Genomic DNA, 17,042 nt, shown 5'->3' on the forward strand with positions numbered 1-17,042 from the left:
GTGATGCAATGGGCGTTGGATTAATTATTGCTGCTGTGCTTGCCGTTATTGTTGGTATCTACAACTACGTGCAAATGCGAAAAATGCAGAAGAAAAACCGCCAAAATGCAAACCAGTTGGACGGAACGATTGCAGATGAAGGCACCTCATTTAGCGATATTGCTGGCAGTCCACATATGTATGGAAATATTACGCACCTTTGGGGGCAGTCCACCACACCAATCAAATCCAAAGGTGGCAAATGAAAATTTATATGTCAGATATACGGAAATCAAAAATGTGTGCTCGCGGATCGCGGGCATTTTTTTTGTCTCAAGGTTGGGATTGGCAGGACTTTCTCGAGAACGGCATTGATCTTGAAATTGTGAAATCAACAAATGATGCAATGGCTTTGCAGATTGTAGAGGTGGTGGAAAATGGGCGGAAGTAGCGGACAGGTTACAGGATATCGATATTTCACAAATTTACTTTTGTTCATTGGTAATCCGATTGAAAAAATGCTCGGCATTAACTTCGATAAGCGCGGCTGGTTATCACCTTTTGTTGATGAAAATGGCAATGCTTTAGCGCAAGGTGTTATCAATTCACCGAGTTTATTTGGTGAAAATGAGGGTGGTGTCGCTGGTGTGGTCCATGTGCAATATGGCACAGAAAATCAAGAAGTTTTGCCATTTTATAAAGACTACATGGAGTCAAAAGAACTACAGGCTTCTGCATACCCATATCAATCTTATTTGGCTTTTACCGGGTTAGGTGAAGTTAATACGGGTAATGGCTGGATAGATGGCGCGGTTGGTGCATTGGCAGGCTACATGAATGAAGCCTTTTACGTTGGCAACTCAGGCTACATGAAAGAAATGCTGCTTTGGCCAAAACGCACTCGCATTAGAAATGATGGCCGCAGGCAGTGGTATGAAGTGCGGGAGGATGGGGCTGTAGTTTGTGAGATTGGGGCTTATAGATTAGAGCAGGATTTCGGTAATGGCTTTATTAAAACAGGGGTTGAAATTTATGGAATAAATAAATTAATCGCAGAGGGAAGTGAAGGCGGCAACAATATACAACACACATATCTAGGTGGCTCTGTATTTTATCAATCATCAATGACAAGGAATGGTCAAGTAAGCGCTGGAGATATTGGTGATCTTGACAGATCAATTTATAAATCAATAGACATTAACGGAAAGTATAACGGTATTGCTACAGTTTCATTTAACTTTGAGTTTATAGGTGCTGAGACAAACTTTGAAATAAAACTAGATTCTGGACTTCTTGATCTCAAAGAGGTGTTGAGAGAAACTGATGAAAATGGGGTAACTTATGTAAATTATGAAGCTAAGTATAAATTATCAGCCACAAAGTCAATAGCTGCAACAGTATCAGCTAAAGGTAAAGCAATATGGGGGAGTACTGGTACTGGAACATCCGCAGGACTTGGTTTTTCTGTTTATGATTTAAAATTATCAGAAGAAGTTGTTGATGTCACTTATATTGATATAAATCCGATCCATAAAATTCGTGAAGTACTCACAGATGACACGGCAATGAACAAGCCTGAATCATCTGTAAATAATGAAAATTTTATAAAAGCAGCTGATCGCATTTACGATGAAGGTTTGGGGATTTCATGGTCTATTACTGAAAAATCCTGCATGGATGCCATTAACGAGCTTTGTTATCACATCGAAGCTGGAATTCGCGTGAACCGTCAAACCGGCCTTTATGAAATGGTCTTATTTCGTGATGATTGGTTTGAGGAAAGTGAAATTCACACGATTTCTGAAAGTAAGATTAAAAAAGGCAGTATGCAATATGAAATTACCAATGCTGATGAGGTCATCAACCAAGTCAATGTAAATTACTACGATCGAAAAAATATCAAAAATTCATCATTCTCAATTTCTGAAAGCGGTCTAATTCAGACGCTTGGCCGAGTCAATGCTGAAACTGTCGATTTCCCTTATTTCATGAACATGCGAAATGCTGAGATTGTGGGAAACTGGAAACTTAAAATTCTCTCTACAGGCGTTTTAAAGGGTTCATTCACAACAGGATGGCGTGAAGCACGGAAATGGAATCGATATGACTTAATCAGGTTACCTTGGTCTAAGCGCTGGACCGGGACAATCTTGGTTCGGATCATGAACATCAAACTTGGCGGGCCAACATCTAATGAGGTTTCGATTGAGTGGGTTGAAGTTGTTCCGTCTACTGGAATGATGAATACAACCATTGTTGCTGACGAGCCGATGGATAAACCGTTACCGCCTCAAGCATGTCAATATGAACCTTTCGAGATGCCATACTATTTGGCTGTTATGGCATTAGGTCAGCGCAAAGCTGATGAAGAATTGGCATATGAAAATAATTTTGGGTTAGTTGGCACTGTTGCTGAAAAACCACAAGAAAATTCGCTTTATGCAATCATGATGACAAATAACGGAGATGAGTGGGTACGTGCTGGATCAATTCAGTATTCAACAACTGCTGATTTAGACCAAATCATTTCAAAAAACTCATCAAGTTTTACAGTGAAGAACTGGAAGAAAATTGCCAATGCCCCAGCGGGTACACTCATAAAATGTGGCCGAGACTGGCTTGGAACTCCTGGTGAATGGATGGTATTTCAAGGTGTCGATCCGTACACAGGCATTATTACAGTCAAGCGTGGTGCTCTAGACACTCAACCACAAGGGTGGGGAGAAGGCACAAAAATGTACTTCTGTGGAAATGATGTTTCTTATGATCAAACTGAATATATTTCCGGTGAAGAGGTATTAGTTTCTGCACTCACAACTACACCATCAGGCGTACTTGAGCAAAAAGGTTCAATTGCGATTGAAATGAAAGCACGTGCAATCAGACCATACCTGCCGGCGAATGTGAAATTTAACGATACTTATTTTCCAGAAACATTAATCGTAACAAATAACATTGTTTTGACCTGGGCACATCGCAACCGGGCGCAGCAAACAGGTGGTGAGATTATTGGCTGGTATGATGGAGATGTAACTGTAGAAAGTAGTGTCACATATGCTTATGAGTTGATTTCTGAAAATGTGGTTCTAGATTCTCAGTCAAATATTGCAGCAAATACCGCGACAATTCTTGCATCTGTATTAAAGCCAAATAAACCGCACACATTAAAACTTTGGTCAGTTCGTGATGGTTATGAGTCACATCAAAAATTTGAGCATTCATTCTTTATTGAGGCTGCAAGTTTAATATTGACTGCAACAACAAATGGATCGAGCGTTGTCGGGAATACTGTTCCAGCCGCAAATATCAATGTTGTTGTAGATGAATCATTAAGTGCAAATATGAGATTTGATGGCTCAAGTATTAGCGGTAAAGCTCCAGCAGGGGCTGTCATAACAATTGAGGTAAATGAATAATGGCTATTTATACCGGAACAGCAGATGCAAACGGGGACTTTATGGTGCCTTTTTCATCTAATTACATAGGCGGTCAAAAAGTAACAGTTACAGCAGAAAAAGATGCAGCGACAAAAACAATTGAACTGTTTGCTCCGTCCAGTGTGACTGGGGGTGGGTCTATTACCTTTAGTGGTAATTTAGTTAATTTCCCAGCGAATATTGGGATTATATCTTTAGAGTCTAGCATAAGCGGGCAAATATCAAACTACGCTATGCAATCTGCAAATAATGCTGATAGTATTTTTAAAAAATCCACTGGTTTAAATATAAAAGGCGCTGTTACAAGCATCGGTCAGTACGCATTTTACGGATGGATTAATGCAACATCGCTTGTTCTTCCAAGCACACTCACAACCATTATGAATGATGCGTTTAGTGGTTGGGGGAATTTATTATCTTTAACCATCCCTGATTCAGTAACAAGTATTGGCGAGTTTGCATTCTCTAACTGTAAGAAAGTGACATCTTTAACATTACCGAATGCAATAACAAGTATTAGCGGCAGTGCATTTTATGGTTTTGAGGCTCTGCCATCGTTAATACTCCCTGCATCAATTAGTAGTATCGGTGAATATGCTTTTTACGGGCTAAAAGCCTGCAATGAAATTGTATGCTTGAGAGCTACTCCACCAACATTGGCAACGCAAGTATTTGGGCAGCTTAAAGCTGGATGTGTATTTAAGGTGCCATCTGGATCTTTAGCAGCTTATCAGAGCGCACCAGGATGGTCTGCTTTTTCTGCTCAAATGGTTGGTGTATAAATTCCAATATTTCACAGCGCCTTATGGTGCTTTTTTTTATGCCAAAAAATATAGGGGGCACCAGTGAATGAGCCGAGCGCATCACTTTGGAAGAAATTAAATGAAGTGTCTGATCGGCTGCAAAAAGTGTCTGAGCAGCTCATTGAGGCAAACGCTATCAACAAGGGTTATCACCAAGCCCTTGATCAGCAACGTATAAAAGTAGAAGCACTTGAACAGCAAAACCACAAAGCACAAGGAGCAATCGCAATGCTCAAATGGGGCTTAGGCGTTGTGCTGAGTGTGGCAATTTCAGGTGGTGCATGGACCATCAATTCCATTAACCAACTTAAGCAAGACATGGCAATTATGCAAAGTCATCGTGAGGATAATAAATGAGTTACATTGAAGATAATCCACTTAAATTTCTTTCCGTAAAGCTTCCAATTTGGGGAGCTTTTTTATTGGGCGTACTTCCTGTTTTACTACAGCAAGGCATGGATACACAGCTCATTCCAACTGAGTACCATGCGGCAATTCTGACATTGATTTTGCCTGCACTTGGTTATATCGGGAAAAAGAAATATCAGCCTGAATTACATCCCAAGCCAACCATTCTAGGTTTTGCAAGCATCCCTGCTGACTCCATCACTTTTGATGAAGCATTCCGAAGGCTGATTGGTCATGAGGGTGGATACTCTAGCGATAAACGAGATCCTGGAAACTGGACTGGTGGGCGAGTAGGAGTGGGGGAGCTAAAAGGCACCAAATTTGGTTTAGCCGCAAATACCTACCCAACACTTGATATTAAAAACATCACGCTTGAGCAAGCCAAGAAGATTTATAAAACCGACTGGTGGGATAAATTAGGCGGTCATGGCCTGCATTCAGCTATTGTTTTTCAGCTATGGGACTTTGCCATTAACGCAGGTGTGAGCCGAGCAGTTAAAGAATTGCAGCAGGCAGTTGGTGTAAATGCTGATGGCATGATTGGTCCTAAAACAATTGCAGCCACCAATGCCATGGATTTAAATGATGTGTTGCTTACCTTGACCGCTGAGCGCCTAAAGTTCTACACCTCACTCAGTACATTTAAGGAGTATGGAAAAGGCTGGACTAATCGGGTGGCTGATAATTTGAAGTATGCCGCTCAGGATAATTAATAGAAAGCCTGACTTTTGAGTTGGGCTAACTCCACACCTCACTCAAAACCACATAATTATTCTTCAAACCCAAAGACCAACCAGACTCTTTATAAAATGGCTCACCATATTTGATTGTGTGTTCAATGTGGAAGTAGAGCCAGCCTTTCATTCTCACTCCTTCCAACTATCAACAATATCAGCCCAGTCTTGGAGCATTTTTCTACGATCATCCAACCATTTTGCATGATTGTATGTCGCTCTTGTTTTATTTTCTTCAACATGCGCTAACTGCTTATTGATCCAATCAGGCTTATAACCTTTCTCATTCAACAAAGTGGAAGCGGTCGCCCTAAAATCATGTGTAGTGACTTCTGGCAATCCAATAAAAACCAATGCTCTATTCAGTGTTGTTCTCGCTAACATTTCATCATTTTTAAATGGCGCTGAAAAAACATAAGTCTCATTTTGAGAAATTTCATACTGCTCTTTGAGTAAGGCACACAACTGATCCGACATTGGAACTAAATGAATATGGTTCTTTTTGTTGCTGCGCTCCTGTTTGCGTCGTCTTGATGCTTTAGGGAACTCAATTACTTTTTCCTTAAAGTCTACAAAGGACCATTGCATGCGTCTAATTTCAGATGCACGCAACATAGAATACATCATTGCTAAGCAGGCGTTTCTGACCGTCGTTGTACCACCATACAACTCCAGGCGCGTTCTCAGCTTGATACGCTCATCTTTCTTTAATGGTCGTGCATGCTCAATTTCAGGTGCTTCTATGGCGCTTCTAACAGCGTATGTTGGGTCGTTATCTGCTCTAAGGGTAACAATGGCATATTTCATTACTAAGCTGACAAATCTGCGGTTCTGATTGGCTGCTGCTTCACCTGTGCCGTAATGACTAAGCTTCTTCACCCTAACCATAGTGTCTTTCATAATAGTGAGCACGTCGGAGGAATTGACATCCTTTACAGGCTTATGGCCAATAACTTTGTAAATATCCTTTCGCATTGATCGCTTGAACTGCTCTATGTAGTCCTCGCTTTTATATTTCATCTGTTCCAAAGCGTATTCTTCAGCCACAGCCTTAAAAGTATTGGTCGTGGCGGTCACAGCCTCAATCTTCTTTTTCTTCTTATCGTCTACCGGGTCGATGTCATCCTTTAATAGCGCCTTAGATTCATCTTTCTTTTTACGCGCTTCGGCAAGTGAAACGATAGGGTATTCACCAAAACTTACAGTTCCTTCTTTGCCATTCAGGGTGTATTTAAAGCGCCATATCTTCTTGCCAGAGGGTCTTACTTCAATGTATAACCTTTCTGCATCAAGCACTCTGTACATTTTTTCTTTAGGCTTTAAAGATTTTATCTTGGTATCTGAGAGCATTAAGTTACCCGTTCAATTAAATAAGTTACCCGCTACAGTACCCGTTTTTTTGACAGATTAGTGCGAACCAATACCGACTAAAATAGATTAAAGAAATAGATAAATAAAGGGGTGTAAAGGATTTTTTAGACTAATATAGATTCAAGTAGATTATAGTGAATATTTTAATTGCCAATGATGACGGTGTTTTTGCACCTGGGATACAAGCTTTAGCACGAGCGTTAAAACCATTAGGTCGTGTTGTCATTGTGGCGCCTGAAAGTGAGCGAAGTGGTTTTTCCAGTGCTTTGACTTTAGACCGTCCATTAAGACCCATCTCGATTGCGCCAGATGTCTGGGCGGTCAATGGCACACCAGCAGATTGTGTTTATCTGTCTATGAATGGACTGTTTGATTTTGAGTTTGATTTGGTCGTTAGCGGGATTAATAGCGGTGCGAACTTGGGTGATGACGTGTTGTATTCGGGTACCGTGGGTGCCGCATTTGAAGGTCGACTCATGAAACAGCCTGCAATTGCGGTATCTTTGGCAGGTAGTAATGTACGTAGCTATGATCACCCTGATGATTATGCAGCGGCAGCACAATGGGTACATGATTTTATTCAAGCAGGACTACCAGAATTACCGCCACGTCATATTTTGAATATTAATATTCCAGATGTTGCAGAACTTCAGGGACAGAAAATTACTTATCAAGGTCGTCGTCATCAATCTAAACCAATTACCAGTCATGTCGATCCGCGTGGCCGCCAAGTTTATTGGATCGGACTTTCTGGAGAAGCTGTAGCCGAACCTAAACAGGGCATGACAGGCATTGAATCAGATTTTTTTGCAGTCGCGAATGGTTTTGTCAGTATTACTCCCATTCAAATGGATGCGACCAATTATGAAATCTTGCAGAGTTTGCATGAACAGTGCCGCTAAAAGCCATGTAAATGTTGTAACTTTGTGAAAAAGTCCGTGAATGCGGATTTTTTCAAAATATTTTTGCTACTCTTACGCGCATGAAAACCAATAAAGACATATAGAGAGGAAGATTAATGCCTGCGATGTCGCAAAATCGGATCTTTGCTACGCCAACAGCATTGTTGAAAACCCTAGTGATCTCAACTGCTATTGTTACCACTGCCATTTTAAGTGGATGTGCATCCAAACCTCAAATTAATAATCCGACCCGTTACGCGACGGCACCTGACTATTACACTGTTCGTTCAGGGGATACCTTAAGTGGAATTGCGGCACGTTACGGACTGAGTTATATCAGCATTGCCGATATGAATGATATTGCACCGCCGTATCGTATCTATGTCGGGCAGTCAATTAAACTAAGAGGTTCTGGGAATAAACGTACAGCAACCACGCAGGCAGTGACCCAAACTGCACCAATCCAACGTCAGGCGATTACTTTACCAAGTAATCCTCCACCAGTAACAACGACGACCACAACCAAAACAGCCCCAGTCCCAGTTACTCCGACACAAGCCAGTGCATTACGTTGGGTGAAGCCGTCGAATGGTGCTGTGATTGAAAACTTCAATTTGACCAATAATGTCAAAGGTATTCGTTATGGAGGCAATGTCGGTGATGCAATTTATGCTGCTGCCAATGGTCAGGTGGTCTATGCCGCGGATGGATTGAAAGAATATGGCAACTTGATTCTCGTGAAACATATCGATGGCTATATCACTGCGTATGCGCATAACAGCAAGATGCTGGTGAAAAGCGGAGAAAATGTAACGGCCGGTCAAAAAATTGCGGAGATGGGTTCATCGGGTACAAGCCGCACCATGCTTGAGTTTCAGGTACGCTTAAATGGTAAACCAATCAATCCGACTAATGTTTTACCAATAAATTAAATTAAGATCATTACAACTTAAAAATTTCACCGTATAATCCAATGAGTTGCTTTTATCGAAAGGTAGGAGCATCTCATAAGTTTAGAGGGAAATTTATGTTAGATCAACTTCGAGCAATGGGAGTGTTTGCTTGTGTTGTGGAAAAATGTTCGTTTAGCGGAGCCGCACGAGAGTTAGGAATTACTACAAGTGCTGTAAGCCAGCAGATTCGTTCTTTAGAACAAGAGATGGAAGTGATCCTTCTGCATCGTTCGACACGAAAGTTGAGTTTGACTGAAGCTGGACAAGCTTTTTTTCATAGCTGCCAAGAGATGCTAGCTGCTGCAGAGCGTGGGAAAATTCGTATTAACGAATTACGCGATGACCTAGTGGGGGAGTTGCGTATTGCAACGACACCAGAGTTAGGTGCAAATCACGTTATTCCTGCATTATCACATTGGATGTCGGCCCATCGAGGTTTAGCTGTTCATTTGGAAGCGGACAATCATTATATTGATTTGATTGAAGGTCGAATTGATATTGCTTTACGCATGAGTCCGAAAATTGAAGATCAAAGTTTATATGCGGTTCCACTGGCCCGCGTTGAACAAGTGTTAGTTGCTTCACCGAGTTATTTAAATCAGACGGCACCCATTTCGCGTCCTGAAGATTTAAAGAATCATGATCTGATTCCCGTTAACTTAATGAAAAACTATGAAAGTTTTGCTTTCCAACATGGCATGTCTGGTGAAACAGTGAGTATAGAAATGAACTCGCGTTTAACCACCAATAATGTGTTGGTTGCCAAGTCTTTATGTCTGCAAGGACATGGAATTTCTCGAATTTTATATCTTGATGTTCAAAAAGATTTAGTCAATGGTGCATTGGTAGAAGTCTTACCAGAGTGGAAATTACCTAATTTCTATTTATATGCAATTACATCTAAGCGTGAACAACAGCCGATGAAAATTCACCGCTGTTTAGATGCATTGAAACAATATTTTTGCCAATTACCCGGTGGCAGGATATATCAAGAAGCTTCATAAAAAGCTGAAATAAAAAAGCCGCTAAACGCGGCTTTTTTTGTAGGTGGATGATTAAGCGAGATAAGCTTGAATCATTGTCACTAAACGTTGAATCAATTGATCTGCTTGCTCTTGAGTGATGTTTAACGGTGGTAATAAACGAACCACAGAACCCGCAGTGACATTAATAATCAACTGATGTTCATCACGTGCAATGTGAACCAATTCTGCACACGGTTTTGGTAAATCAATACCGATCATCAAACCAAAGCCACGAACGGCGACTTTTTGATCTGATAATTTCTGCGCCAATTGCTGCACAATATAGTTCCCCATTTTCGCAGCATTTTCGACTAGGTTTTCTTTCTGAATGACGTTAATCACTGTGTAAACTACACGAGAACCTAACGCAGTACCGCTGTAGGTTGAACCGTGGTTCCCCGCAGTCAGGACACCCACAGCACGACCTTGAGTCATGACAGCACCAATCGGGAAGCCATTGCCCAAACCTTTTGCTGTAGTCAGTACATCAGGCACAATGTTGGTATGTTGATAAGCAAAGAACTGACCTGTACGCCCATTTCCTGTTTGTACTTCATCCAGCATCATTAACCAGTTGTGTTGGTTACATAGGCGACGGATATCTTCTAAATAGCTAAAGCCTTGTGGTGCAGTGTTGACACCACCTTCACCTTGAATCGGTTCAACCAAAATAGCCACAATATCTGGATGTTGAATAGCTGCTTCTTCAATCGCTTCGATGTCACCAAAAGGTACGCGAATAAAACCTTCAACCAGCGGTTCAAAGCCTTCTTGGACTTTTTTATTGCCAGTCGCAGAGAGCGTCGCTAAGGTACGACCATGGAAAGAGTGATCGGCTACGATAATTTTTGGTGTACGAATCCCTTGTAAATGTGCGAATTTACGTGCAATTTTAATCGCACCTTCATTCGATTCCGCACCACTATTGGAGAAGAAGACTTCTTCCATGCCTGCAACTTGCGCCAATTTTTGCGCAGCAGCTGTTTGCCAAGGCACTTCAAATAGGTTGCTGGTGTGAATCAGAGTACCCGCTTGCTCAGCAATGGCTTGAGTGATTTCAGGATGTGAATGTCCCAAACCACAAACTGCAATTCCTGTTAAGGCATCTAAATATTCTGTGCCATCTGCGGTATATAAATACGCTCCTCGTCCTCGGACAAAGCTGATCGGTTGACGGCCAAACACAGGCATCAAATGAGATGGTTGATCAGTTTGTATAGGGGCTTGAGTAAAGGTATTCATAACTAACTCGTATTTGAAAAGAAATAATAGACTTCACTAGCATCGGCTTACCGAAAGTAGGGAGACGATAGTGGATTGGTTTTCCAATTCTGGACAGAACGGCAAAACAAACCCTATATAAGCAAAATCTCATCTAGAATTAAAGCCTGAATGTAAATAAAACTGGAAATATTGCTTTAAGCATACTGTTTTGTTGTGTTTTGGGTATAATGCAAGGCAGATTAGTTGAGGATTCATCAATGACTGAACAAACACGCGATACAGAAGCGTTAATTCGTGACCAGATTGCTAAACACGCAGTTCTTCTTTACATGAAAGGCACTCCGCAATTTCCACAGTGTGGTTTTTCTGCTCGTGCGGTAGAAGCACTCAGTCAAATTGGTCGTCCGTTTGCTTACGTTAATATTCTAGAAAATCCAGATATTCGTGCAACATTACCGCGTATTGCGAACTGGCCGACATTCCCGCAATTGTGGATTAATGGTGAGTTAATCGGTGGTAGCGATATCATGCTTGATATGTTCCAAAAAGGTGAGTTAAAGCCTTTAGTTGAACAATACAGCCCAGCACCAGAAGCTTAATTTGTTTCTGCTGCCAGTAAAAAAGCCAACATGAAGTTGGCTTTTTTTTATGCTTGAGAATTAAAACTGATCTTAGAGCTTAAGCCATTTTTAAATGAGCTGGCAAAGCTGGGAGTTTCTGGTCTCGTCCCACCATATAGGTGTATTGGGCAAGGCTAAACATTTCAAGATCTTCTTCACTATTGCCATAAGCATAAATGCTTGCATATTCAGCTATAGGATATTGCTGAGAAATACGTTTTTTCTTTTCCATTCGGCTACAGTCGGCAGATTGATAATGTCCTGTAAGTCGACTTTCACGAACTTCTGTTTCAGTACAAATTAGATCAATTCCCAATAATTGACACAGCGGTTTTAGATATAAATTGACGGAGGCTGAAACCAAAACCACATCATGCCCAAGTGCTTGATGCAGTTGCAACTGCTGCATGAATTTAGGGTCCAATTCTTGAATCAGATGCTGTGCATATTCCTCAGCAATCTTTCTGATTTCAGCATAATCCGTGTCTTTAAACATGCCATAAAACAGTTTTGGTCGCATGGCATGAGCAGGGTAGACATTCAAATAGTAGGCTTGAATCCATGGCAGCAGTTTCAAGCCCTGTTTGACAATATGTCGCTTTGACAGCGCGTAAAAAATGAAGCCTGTAAAACTGTCTTTTTTACACAAAGTGCCATCAAAGTCGAATAATGCTAGATTTTTATGCGTTTCGCCCGTTGCATACATGTTTCATAACGTCCATTCACGCGGCTGGCAAACCAGTTGGTATTATAATCACGACTTAATTTAGGTCCTGAAATGACCACTTGAGGCATCATGGCATAGAATGCCTTTTTGCCTGATTTTTCTTCATAGAGTTTTGTGACTGCACGATAAGTTGCCGTGTCTTCAAAATCTTTCTCTTTTTCTTTCTTCAAGTCACTGCGAATTTGGCGTGGAGTGACTAAAACATTATTCTGAGCGAATACATTAATTAACTCGCGTTCAGACTCGCTCTTCGCAGAACGAATTGAGCCATCCTTATTATAAAGCAGCAAGTCACCATCAAGGCTAAGATCAGCAGTGGTCAAATCATTGAGCATGCTTTGGAAAGCCGCATTACGACTTGAATACATGCCTGAGTTGTAATCTGCAAAGCGATAAATGGCTTTGTCATAATCGGCTGGGTACATCATTAAACGGTGTATGCCGTAATACAAACCACCATATTGACTATATAAATCCGTTCGTAATTCGGCAATACTGCCACCTTGGCGTTTATGTGCTTTGGCATAGCCAATATGCACTTGCATCGAGCCCAAAGTGGTAATCGGATTCATTTTTTCACCGACATCTTGCCCAACCAGTTTAGCTGCACCTGTTAATGCACTGACATGGTAATGTTGCGACATATAGTCGAAAATTTCACGGTAGAGCTCATCCAATTGTCGTTCAGTTTTTACACGACGCATTTGGCTTAAGTAGTTATCTTCAGGGATCGGTTGGGTTTTGAGTACTTCCTCAAAATAACCAGCTACTGTACCGCCAATCGTTTCACCTAATTTATCAGTAAATTTTTCAGTTAGACGATCTTGGACTTCCTTAACTGCTTTTTCACCCAAGCCTGGGACTGTTGGATCGGCTACAAAATTCGATTCTTGATCCACAACAGCCACAATACTGCAAATATTTTCTTTGCTTTGCGGAATACCGAGTTGCTCAGTAATGTCAAAAATATCTTTTGCCCATGAGCTGCGATCGTTCACGCGGGACGGAATAACGCGCTTAATTTGATCACTGTCTAAAGTTGGCTCATCATCTTTCCACCACGAATGATCCCCACACGCCGCAAGGCTGAATGAGAGTGCTAATACGCTTAATGGTTTGAGTGATTGAATTAGGGATGCAGGAAAAGCAGTTTTTCTCATAGTCTCGGGGCAATCGGTAAAGGATGAGCAAATAGAGCAGATGCAGTATACTATGCTGGTGATTAAAAGTTATGAATATATATGTATATTGGTCCCTATCAACTGTCAAATAATTTAATCGTCGCACCTATGGCAGGTGGGTTAGACTATTTATAATAATAATTTGGAATCAATATCTTAGTGTTTTTTGCGTGGCGTATGGCGTAGAATTGGCGTAAAAAATGAGGTGAAATCAATTCACCTCACTCCAATTTCTTTGAGACTCTTTTTGCAGTGAATCCAACCAAACTGCAACATCCGTTAAGTTTACAAAGTATTCAGATTTATTACCATCTACCTTAAATGCTGGGAAAGGTAGTTTACATTTAGCTGCTCGTTGTTTTGCAGCTGCCATATCTAAATGTGGCATGTAATCTTCAACAATATCTTTTAAGGCAACAACAGGTCTTTTATAACGCAGAATCAACATCATTGATGTGTCGATTTGGTCATTTCGATTGATAGCTACTCCCATCATTCCACCTCACTTGCTTCATTCATAGCTTTATAATGTGCAACAGCTTTTTCCGCATCAGCTAATTTTGATTTGAGTTGGTCTATTTCTGCTTGTTTAGTTTCGGCACATCTTTGCCATCCAAGCCAATGACATTTCAACATCAATTTGTTTTGCTCAGGAGAAGTTTCACCTAAAAAACAATCGTCAGACTCAGGTAATCCAAAATTCTCATTAAACGCTTCACGCTCTTTATTTAAATCAAGCATCACAGCCACCATAATTCAAAGTTAATAAATACAAATCCGTTCACTACCAACATAACTTCAAGCCACCAGATAACCCATTCCATGTGATTCACCTTTAACAATATGCAGAATTTCCTTTTCTGCTTTTGCTGTACAAGTCTGTTCAGGTGCACGAAGATGGTTTTCAAATTCAGCCCCAAGCTCATAAGCTGCTTGATTACCTGAAAGGTCTGAGCCAACACGCACATAATGATGTGACTTTTTATATGCTCGTTGTGCTTCTCGGCTTTTTGCTCGTGCCACAAAACCACCATCTAATTGCTTTACCTCATACCCTAGTTTTTCTAACCAGATTTTGAAGCCTAAGAAGTTTTTCTGTTTTACTATTGGACGCATAAGGCATTTACCTCAGCTTGAGTGTTATATCCAATCTTTTTAAATAGTGGGTTCAATGCAGAAATATCTAACTGCTTTTTAGCTCGAGTAGCAGCAACATATAAAAGTCGAGCTTCATCTTCGGTTAGGATTTTTTCACCAGGTGCAGCAGCTTCTTTATAAAAGAAATCACCACCAAGTTTGACCTTGTTAAACTCCAAGCCTTTAGACTTATGAGCTGTGGTCACAATGCAGTCATAATCACTAGAATTACTTTTTAGTAATGAGCTGATTAGAGCTTCTTCACCCACTTTATTGATTAGGCTAACAAGTGCTTTTAAGTCATTTCCAGAGACTTCATTTGTATATTCAATGACTTCTTCCCAATTGCTAAAGCCTTCAAACACACTTCCATCATGGACTTTTATTCCAGACTTAACTTTTTTGGCATCTTCAATGTTTTTTAATAAAGAACCTGTATCAACTTCCAAACGTGGTTCACGTCCAATTTTTACCAACTCAACCATGTTGGAAAGGGCAGCAGCATTGGTACGATAGATAAATGCATCTGCAACCATATCGGTGACTTCACCAACATTGGAGTCAATTTGTTCAAAACCACGTAATGGAATTTCTTCATCCAAAACATTGAACAAAATTTTATTCGCAAGATCAGCAATGGTTTCACCAAAACGGAATGATTGACTCAAACGTGTTTCAGCAATATCTAGGGATTGCATCGCATTGACAGCACCACGAAACGCATAGATTTGCTGGTGACGATCACCAACATAAATTACCTGAGCACGTTGTTTACTTAAGACATTTAACATGATTGGATCAGCATCTTGTGCTTCATCAAATAAAATAAAGTCAGCATTAATCACTGGATTGCTCAATGCCCAATATTTTAGGTAATGGTCATGTTCGAGACGGTTAATGCCAGCAGGATTTAAAATGTCATTCCAGTAATCATGTGCCTTAGGTAAAAGGATATTTGCCAATTCAGCACGATATGTATCATCCATCCAATCAGGTAAAGCAGCGTAAACTTGTGATAGTTGAATTTCGCTGTAATTAGAACGGCAGAAATAACCAACGGCATTCATCATAGATGTGGCCATACGTTTTGAATTAAATAAACGCTTCTGGTCATCCTCACCACGTTGTTTAACCAATGCCACTGGTACTTGATAATTCTCAAGATCATGGCGAGATGCCAATTGGTTTGACATCAAGCGACGATTTTTTAATTTATTGGTCAGCCAGCGTGGAACTGAGTTATAAGCTAGGCTGTGAAATGTTTTGCACTTAACATTATGGTTAAATTTAGACTGTGCTTCTGTTGCAATAGCCTTGTTAAATGCCAAATACATTCCATGTTGGTGATGCTTTGCATTACCAATCAGTTTAAGGGTAGAAGTCTTACCAGCACCGGCGTATGCGGTCACTTTACAAGACTGACCATGTAATGCCATATCAATGGCATGTTGTTGTTCAATAGTTGGATTCATCTTTGGTCTCACTATTGGTACCCTCATCGATGAGGGCACCACATGCCAGAGTTATGCTGTTAATTCAGCTGCTTTGCGTTCGTAAATCGAATTGATCTTGTCAATTTGAATATCAGTTAAGCCAGAAGTGTGTGGCTCAAAACGCTCACCCATAATCTTATTGATGGTTTCAACATCTGCTGCATCTTCAAGATCAACAATCAACTGAAGATAGAACTTCTGCCAGCCATGGGCGTTTTTAATATCAGTTTGAGCAGGTTCACCCAAATCAGTAGGTACTGTGCTACTGACTTCTTTTAGCTGTTCCAGTGTCTCAGTTGCATAAATTTCTGCAATTAGAGCTGTTGTGTTGAACTCGGATGCCATATCAATAACAGTTTCTTGAACTTGTGCACGTTCAGCCATTTGAGCTTTGAGCCCACTCGCACCTTGATGTTTTTTTACCGTTGATTGAACTGGGGTAACATCAAGTTCTTCACGTTCAGCAATTTCATCTGGGGTATAAACACCTAGAATTACATCGGGTGTATATAAGCGTGACCAACGTTTAATAGCAAGATACGCAAGTTGTTGGCGTGGATCACTTACCCATAAAGGTGAATTGCGTACTGAGCCTACTTGTCCCATAGAAATATCAATTTCACGTGGAGAAGTTTCACCCTTTAATGTTGCCCAAACTTTAATGCCTCTATCCCATGATTTATCTTCCTTGCCGTTGATCTTTGCCCAATCACCATACCATTCAAAATTTAAACGACCTGTGATAGGTGCACGATTGGTAATCACAGCATTCACAAGTTGCGCTTCATACCCTAATACACCATTAATTTGATGAGTTTTTTGAGCTACAGCAAAAGGGTCCATTTGCCACTGTGCTGATTGCATAATGATGGCTAAACAATCTCCAGTATTGCCCTGAAGATGTTTCGGCACTGCAAATTTTGATGAAGCCATGACACTTGCAATGCGCTCAAAACGATCCATAATTTCAGGATTCATCATGATGTCAAAAGCAGTTAAGTGGGCAATCTGACCATTTTGTGGGGTTGTTAATGCGTTCATAATAAAA

General features: G+C 40.7%; 20 protein-coding genes and 1 pseudogene. 11 read left to right on the plus strand and 10 right to left on the minus strand.

All coding sequences use genetic code 11. The annotated features are described in order from the left end of the window. The first annotated feature begins 8 nt into the window (after positions 1 to 8). From ACWQ4X_RS02540 to ACWQ4X_RS02565, 6 genes are all read left to right on the plus strand, one after another. Positions 9 to 245, plus strand: a complete 237-nt coding sequence (locus tag ACWQ4X_RS02540; RefSeq protein WP_457902604.1) for a hypothetical protein — start codon at positions 9 to 11, stop codon at positions 243 to 245. Continuing rightward, positions 242 to 430: a hypothetical protein gene (locus ACWQ4X_RS02545; protein WP_457902605.1), complete on the plus strand. Its 189-nt coding sequence runs from the start codon at positions 242 to 244 to the stop codon at positions 428 to 430. The genes ACWQ4X_RS02540 and ACWQ4X_RS02545 overlap by 4 nt, the downstream gene beginning before the upstream one ends. Beyond that, a complete protein-coding gene (locus ACWQ4X_RS02550) occupies positions 417 to 3,395 on the plus strand; it encodes a phage tail protein (RefSeq protein WP_457902606.1) in 2,979 nt (992 codons plus the stop codon). Before ACWQ4X_RS02545 ends, ACWQ4X_RS02550 begins: the two co-directional genes overlap by 14 nt. Then, entirely contained in the window at positions 3,395 to 4,198 is an 804-nt protein-coding gene (locus ACWQ4X_RS02555) for a leucine-rich repeat domain-containing protein (RefSeq protein ID WP_457902607.1), read from the plus strand. Before ACWQ4X_RS02550 ends, ACWQ4X_RS02555 begins: the two co-directional genes overlap by 1 nt. Before the next feature lie 63 nt (positions 4,199 to 4,261). Then, the gene (locus ACWQ4X_RS02560; RefSeq protein ID WP_457902608.1) at positions 4,262 to 4,576 is read left to right on the plus strand and encodes a hypothetical protein; all 315 of its coding nucleotides are present in this window, start codon (positions 4,262 to 4,264) and stop codon (positions 4,574 to 4,576) included. A 248-nt stretch (positions 4,577 to 4,824) separates the two neighbouring features. Beyond that, on the plus strand, positions 4,825 to 5,340 hold the full coding sequence (locus tag ACWQ4X_RS02565; protein WP_457902675.1) for a glycoside hydrolase family 108 protein: 516 nt from the start codon (positions 4,825 to 4,827) through the stop codon (positions 5,338 to 5,340). A gap of 25 nt (positions 5,341 to 5,365) precedes the next feature. Here ACWQ4X_RS02565 and ACWQ4X_RS02570 read toward each other — a convergent pair whose 3' ends face one another. Next, entirely contained in the window at positions 5,366 to 5,491 is a 126-nt protein-coding gene (locus ACWQ4X_RS02570; RefSeq protein WP_457902609.1) for a hypothetical protein, read from the minus strand. 2 nt (positions 5,492 to 5,493) lie between these two features. Next, positions 5,494 to 6,711, minus strand: a complete 1,218-nt coding sequence (locus ACWQ4X_RS02575) for a tyrosine-type recombinase/integrase (RefSeq protein WP_457902610.1) — start codon at positions 6,709 to 6,711, stop codon at positions 5,494 to 5,496. Positions 6,712 to 6,866: 155 nt separating this feature from the next. Here ACWQ4X_RS02575 and surE point away from each other — a divergent pair, with 155 nt between their 5' ends. From surE to ACWQ4X_RS02590, 3 genes are all read left to right on the plus strand, one after another. Further along, positions 6,867 to 7,634: a 5'/3'-nucleotidase SurE gene (gene surE / locus ACWQ4X_RS02580; protein WP_100242915.1), complete on the plus strand. Its 768-nt coding sequence runs from the start codon at positions 6,867 to 6,869 to the stop codon at positions 7,632 to 7,634. 116 nt (positions 7,635 to 7,750) lie between these two features. Beyond that, complete coding sequence (locus ACWQ4X_RS02585) at positions 7,751 to 8,566, plus strand: peptidoglycan DD-metalloendopeptidase family protein (RefSeq protein WP_142768257.1); 816 nt, start codon at positions 7,751 to 7,753, stop codon at positions 8,564 to 8,566. Between the two features lie 95 nt (positions 8,567 to 8,661). Beyond that, entirely contained in the window at positions 8,662 to 9,591 is a 930-nt protein-coding gene (locus ACWQ4X_RS02590; protein ID WP_100242913.1) for a LysR family transcriptional regulator, read from the plus strand. A gap of 51 nt (positions 9,592 to 9,642) precedes the next feature. Here ACWQ4X_RS02590 and ACWQ4X_RS02595 read toward each other — a convergent pair whose 3' ends face one another. Then, positions 9,643 to 10,854, minus strand: a complete 1,212-nt coding sequence (locus ACWQ4X_RS02595; protein WP_457902611.1) for an acetylornithine/succinylornithine family transaminase — start codon at positions 10,852 to 10,854, stop codon at positions 9,643 to 9,645. A gap of 239 nt (positions 10,855 to 11,093) precedes the next feature. On the opposite strand from ACWQ4X_RS02595, the gene grxD reads away from it, so the two are divergent. Then, on the plus strand, positions 11,094 to 11,435 hold the full coding sequence (gene grxD / locus ACWQ4X_RS02600; RefSeq protein WP_016166729.1) for a Grx4 family monothiol glutaredoxin: 342 nt from the start codon (positions 11,094 to 11,096) through the stop codon (positions 11,433 to 11,435). A gap of 79 nt (positions 11,436 to 11,514) precedes the next feature. On the opposite strand, the gene ACWQ4X_RS02605 is transcribed toward grxD, so the two are convergent. After that, on the minus strand, positions 11,515 to 12,162 hold the full coding sequence (locus ACWQ4X_RS02605) for an HAD family hydrolase (RefSeq protein ID WP_457902612.1): 648 nt from the start codon (positions 12,160 to 12,162) through the stop codon (positions 11,515 to 11,517). Continuing rightward, the gene (locus ACWQ4X_RS02610) at positions 12,129 to 13,343 is read right to left on the minus strand and encodes a DUF1615 family protein (protein ID WP_457902613.1); all 1,215 of its coding nucleotides are present in this window, start codon (positions 13,341 to 13,343) and stop codon (positions 12,129 to 12,131) included. Before ACWQ4X_RS02610 ends, ACWQ4X_RS02605 begins: the two co-directional genes overlap by 34 nt. A gap of 81 nt (positions 13,344 to 13,424) precedes the next feature. On the opposite strand from ACWQ4X_RS02610, the pseudogene ACWQ4X_RS02615 reads away from it, so the two are divergent. Further along, positions 13,425 to 13,490, plus strand: a pseudogene (locus ACWQ4X_RS02615) (hypothetical protein); the annotation flags it as partial. 85 nt (positions 13,491 to 13,575) lie between these two features. Here the strand turns inward: ACWQ4X_RS02615 and ACWQ4X_RS02620 are convergent. The 5 genes from ACWQ4X_RS02620 to ACWQ4X_RS02640 are packed head-to-tail and all read right to left on the minus strand — an operon-like array spanning position 13,576 to position 17,035. Further along, the gene (locus ACWQ4X_RS02620) at positions 13,576 to 13,857 is read right to left on the minus strand and encodes a pyocin activator PrtN family protein (protein ID WP_009586842.1); all 282 of its coding nucleotides are present in this window, start codon (positions 13,855 to 13,857) and stop codon (positions 13,576 to 13,578) included. Then, on the minus strand, positions 13,857 to 14,105 hold the full coding sequence (locus tag ACWQ4X_RS02625) for a hypothetical protein (protein ID WP_155722690.1): 249 nt from the start codon (positions 14,103 to 14,105) through the stop codon (positions 13,857 to 13,859). Before ACWQ4X_RS02625 ends, ACWQ4X_RS02620 begins: the two co-directional genes overlap by 1 nt. A 57-nt stretch (positions 14,106 to 14,162) precedes the next feature. Next, the gene (locus tag ACWQ4X_RS02630; protein ID WP_130112726.1) at positions 14,163 to 14,480 is read right to left on the minus strand and encodes a hypothetical protein; all 318 of its coding nucleotides are present in this window, start codon (positions 14,478 to 14,480) and stop codon (positions 14,163 to 14,165) included. Beyond that, on the minus strand, positions 14,468 to 15,973 hold the full coding sequence (locus tag ACWQ4X_RS02635; RefSeq protein WP_457902614.1) for a 3'-5' exonuclease: 1,506 nt from the start codon (positions 15,971 to 15,973) through the stop codon (positions 14,468 to 14,470). Before ACWQ4X_RS02635 ends, ACWQ4X_RS02630 begins: the two co-directional genes overlap by 13 nt. Before the next feature lie 51 nt (positions 15,974 to 16,024). Further along, positions 16,025 to 17,035, minus strand: coding sequence for a RecT family recombinase (locus ACWQ4X_RS02640; RefSeq protein ID WP_457902615.1), 1,011 nt, complete (start codon positions 17,033 to 17,035; stop codon positions 16,025 to 16,027). Positions 17,036 to 17,042 lie beyond the last annotated feature (7 nt).

The organism is Acinetobacter sp. NigerLNRRAM0016 (genome assembly GCF_054112845.1).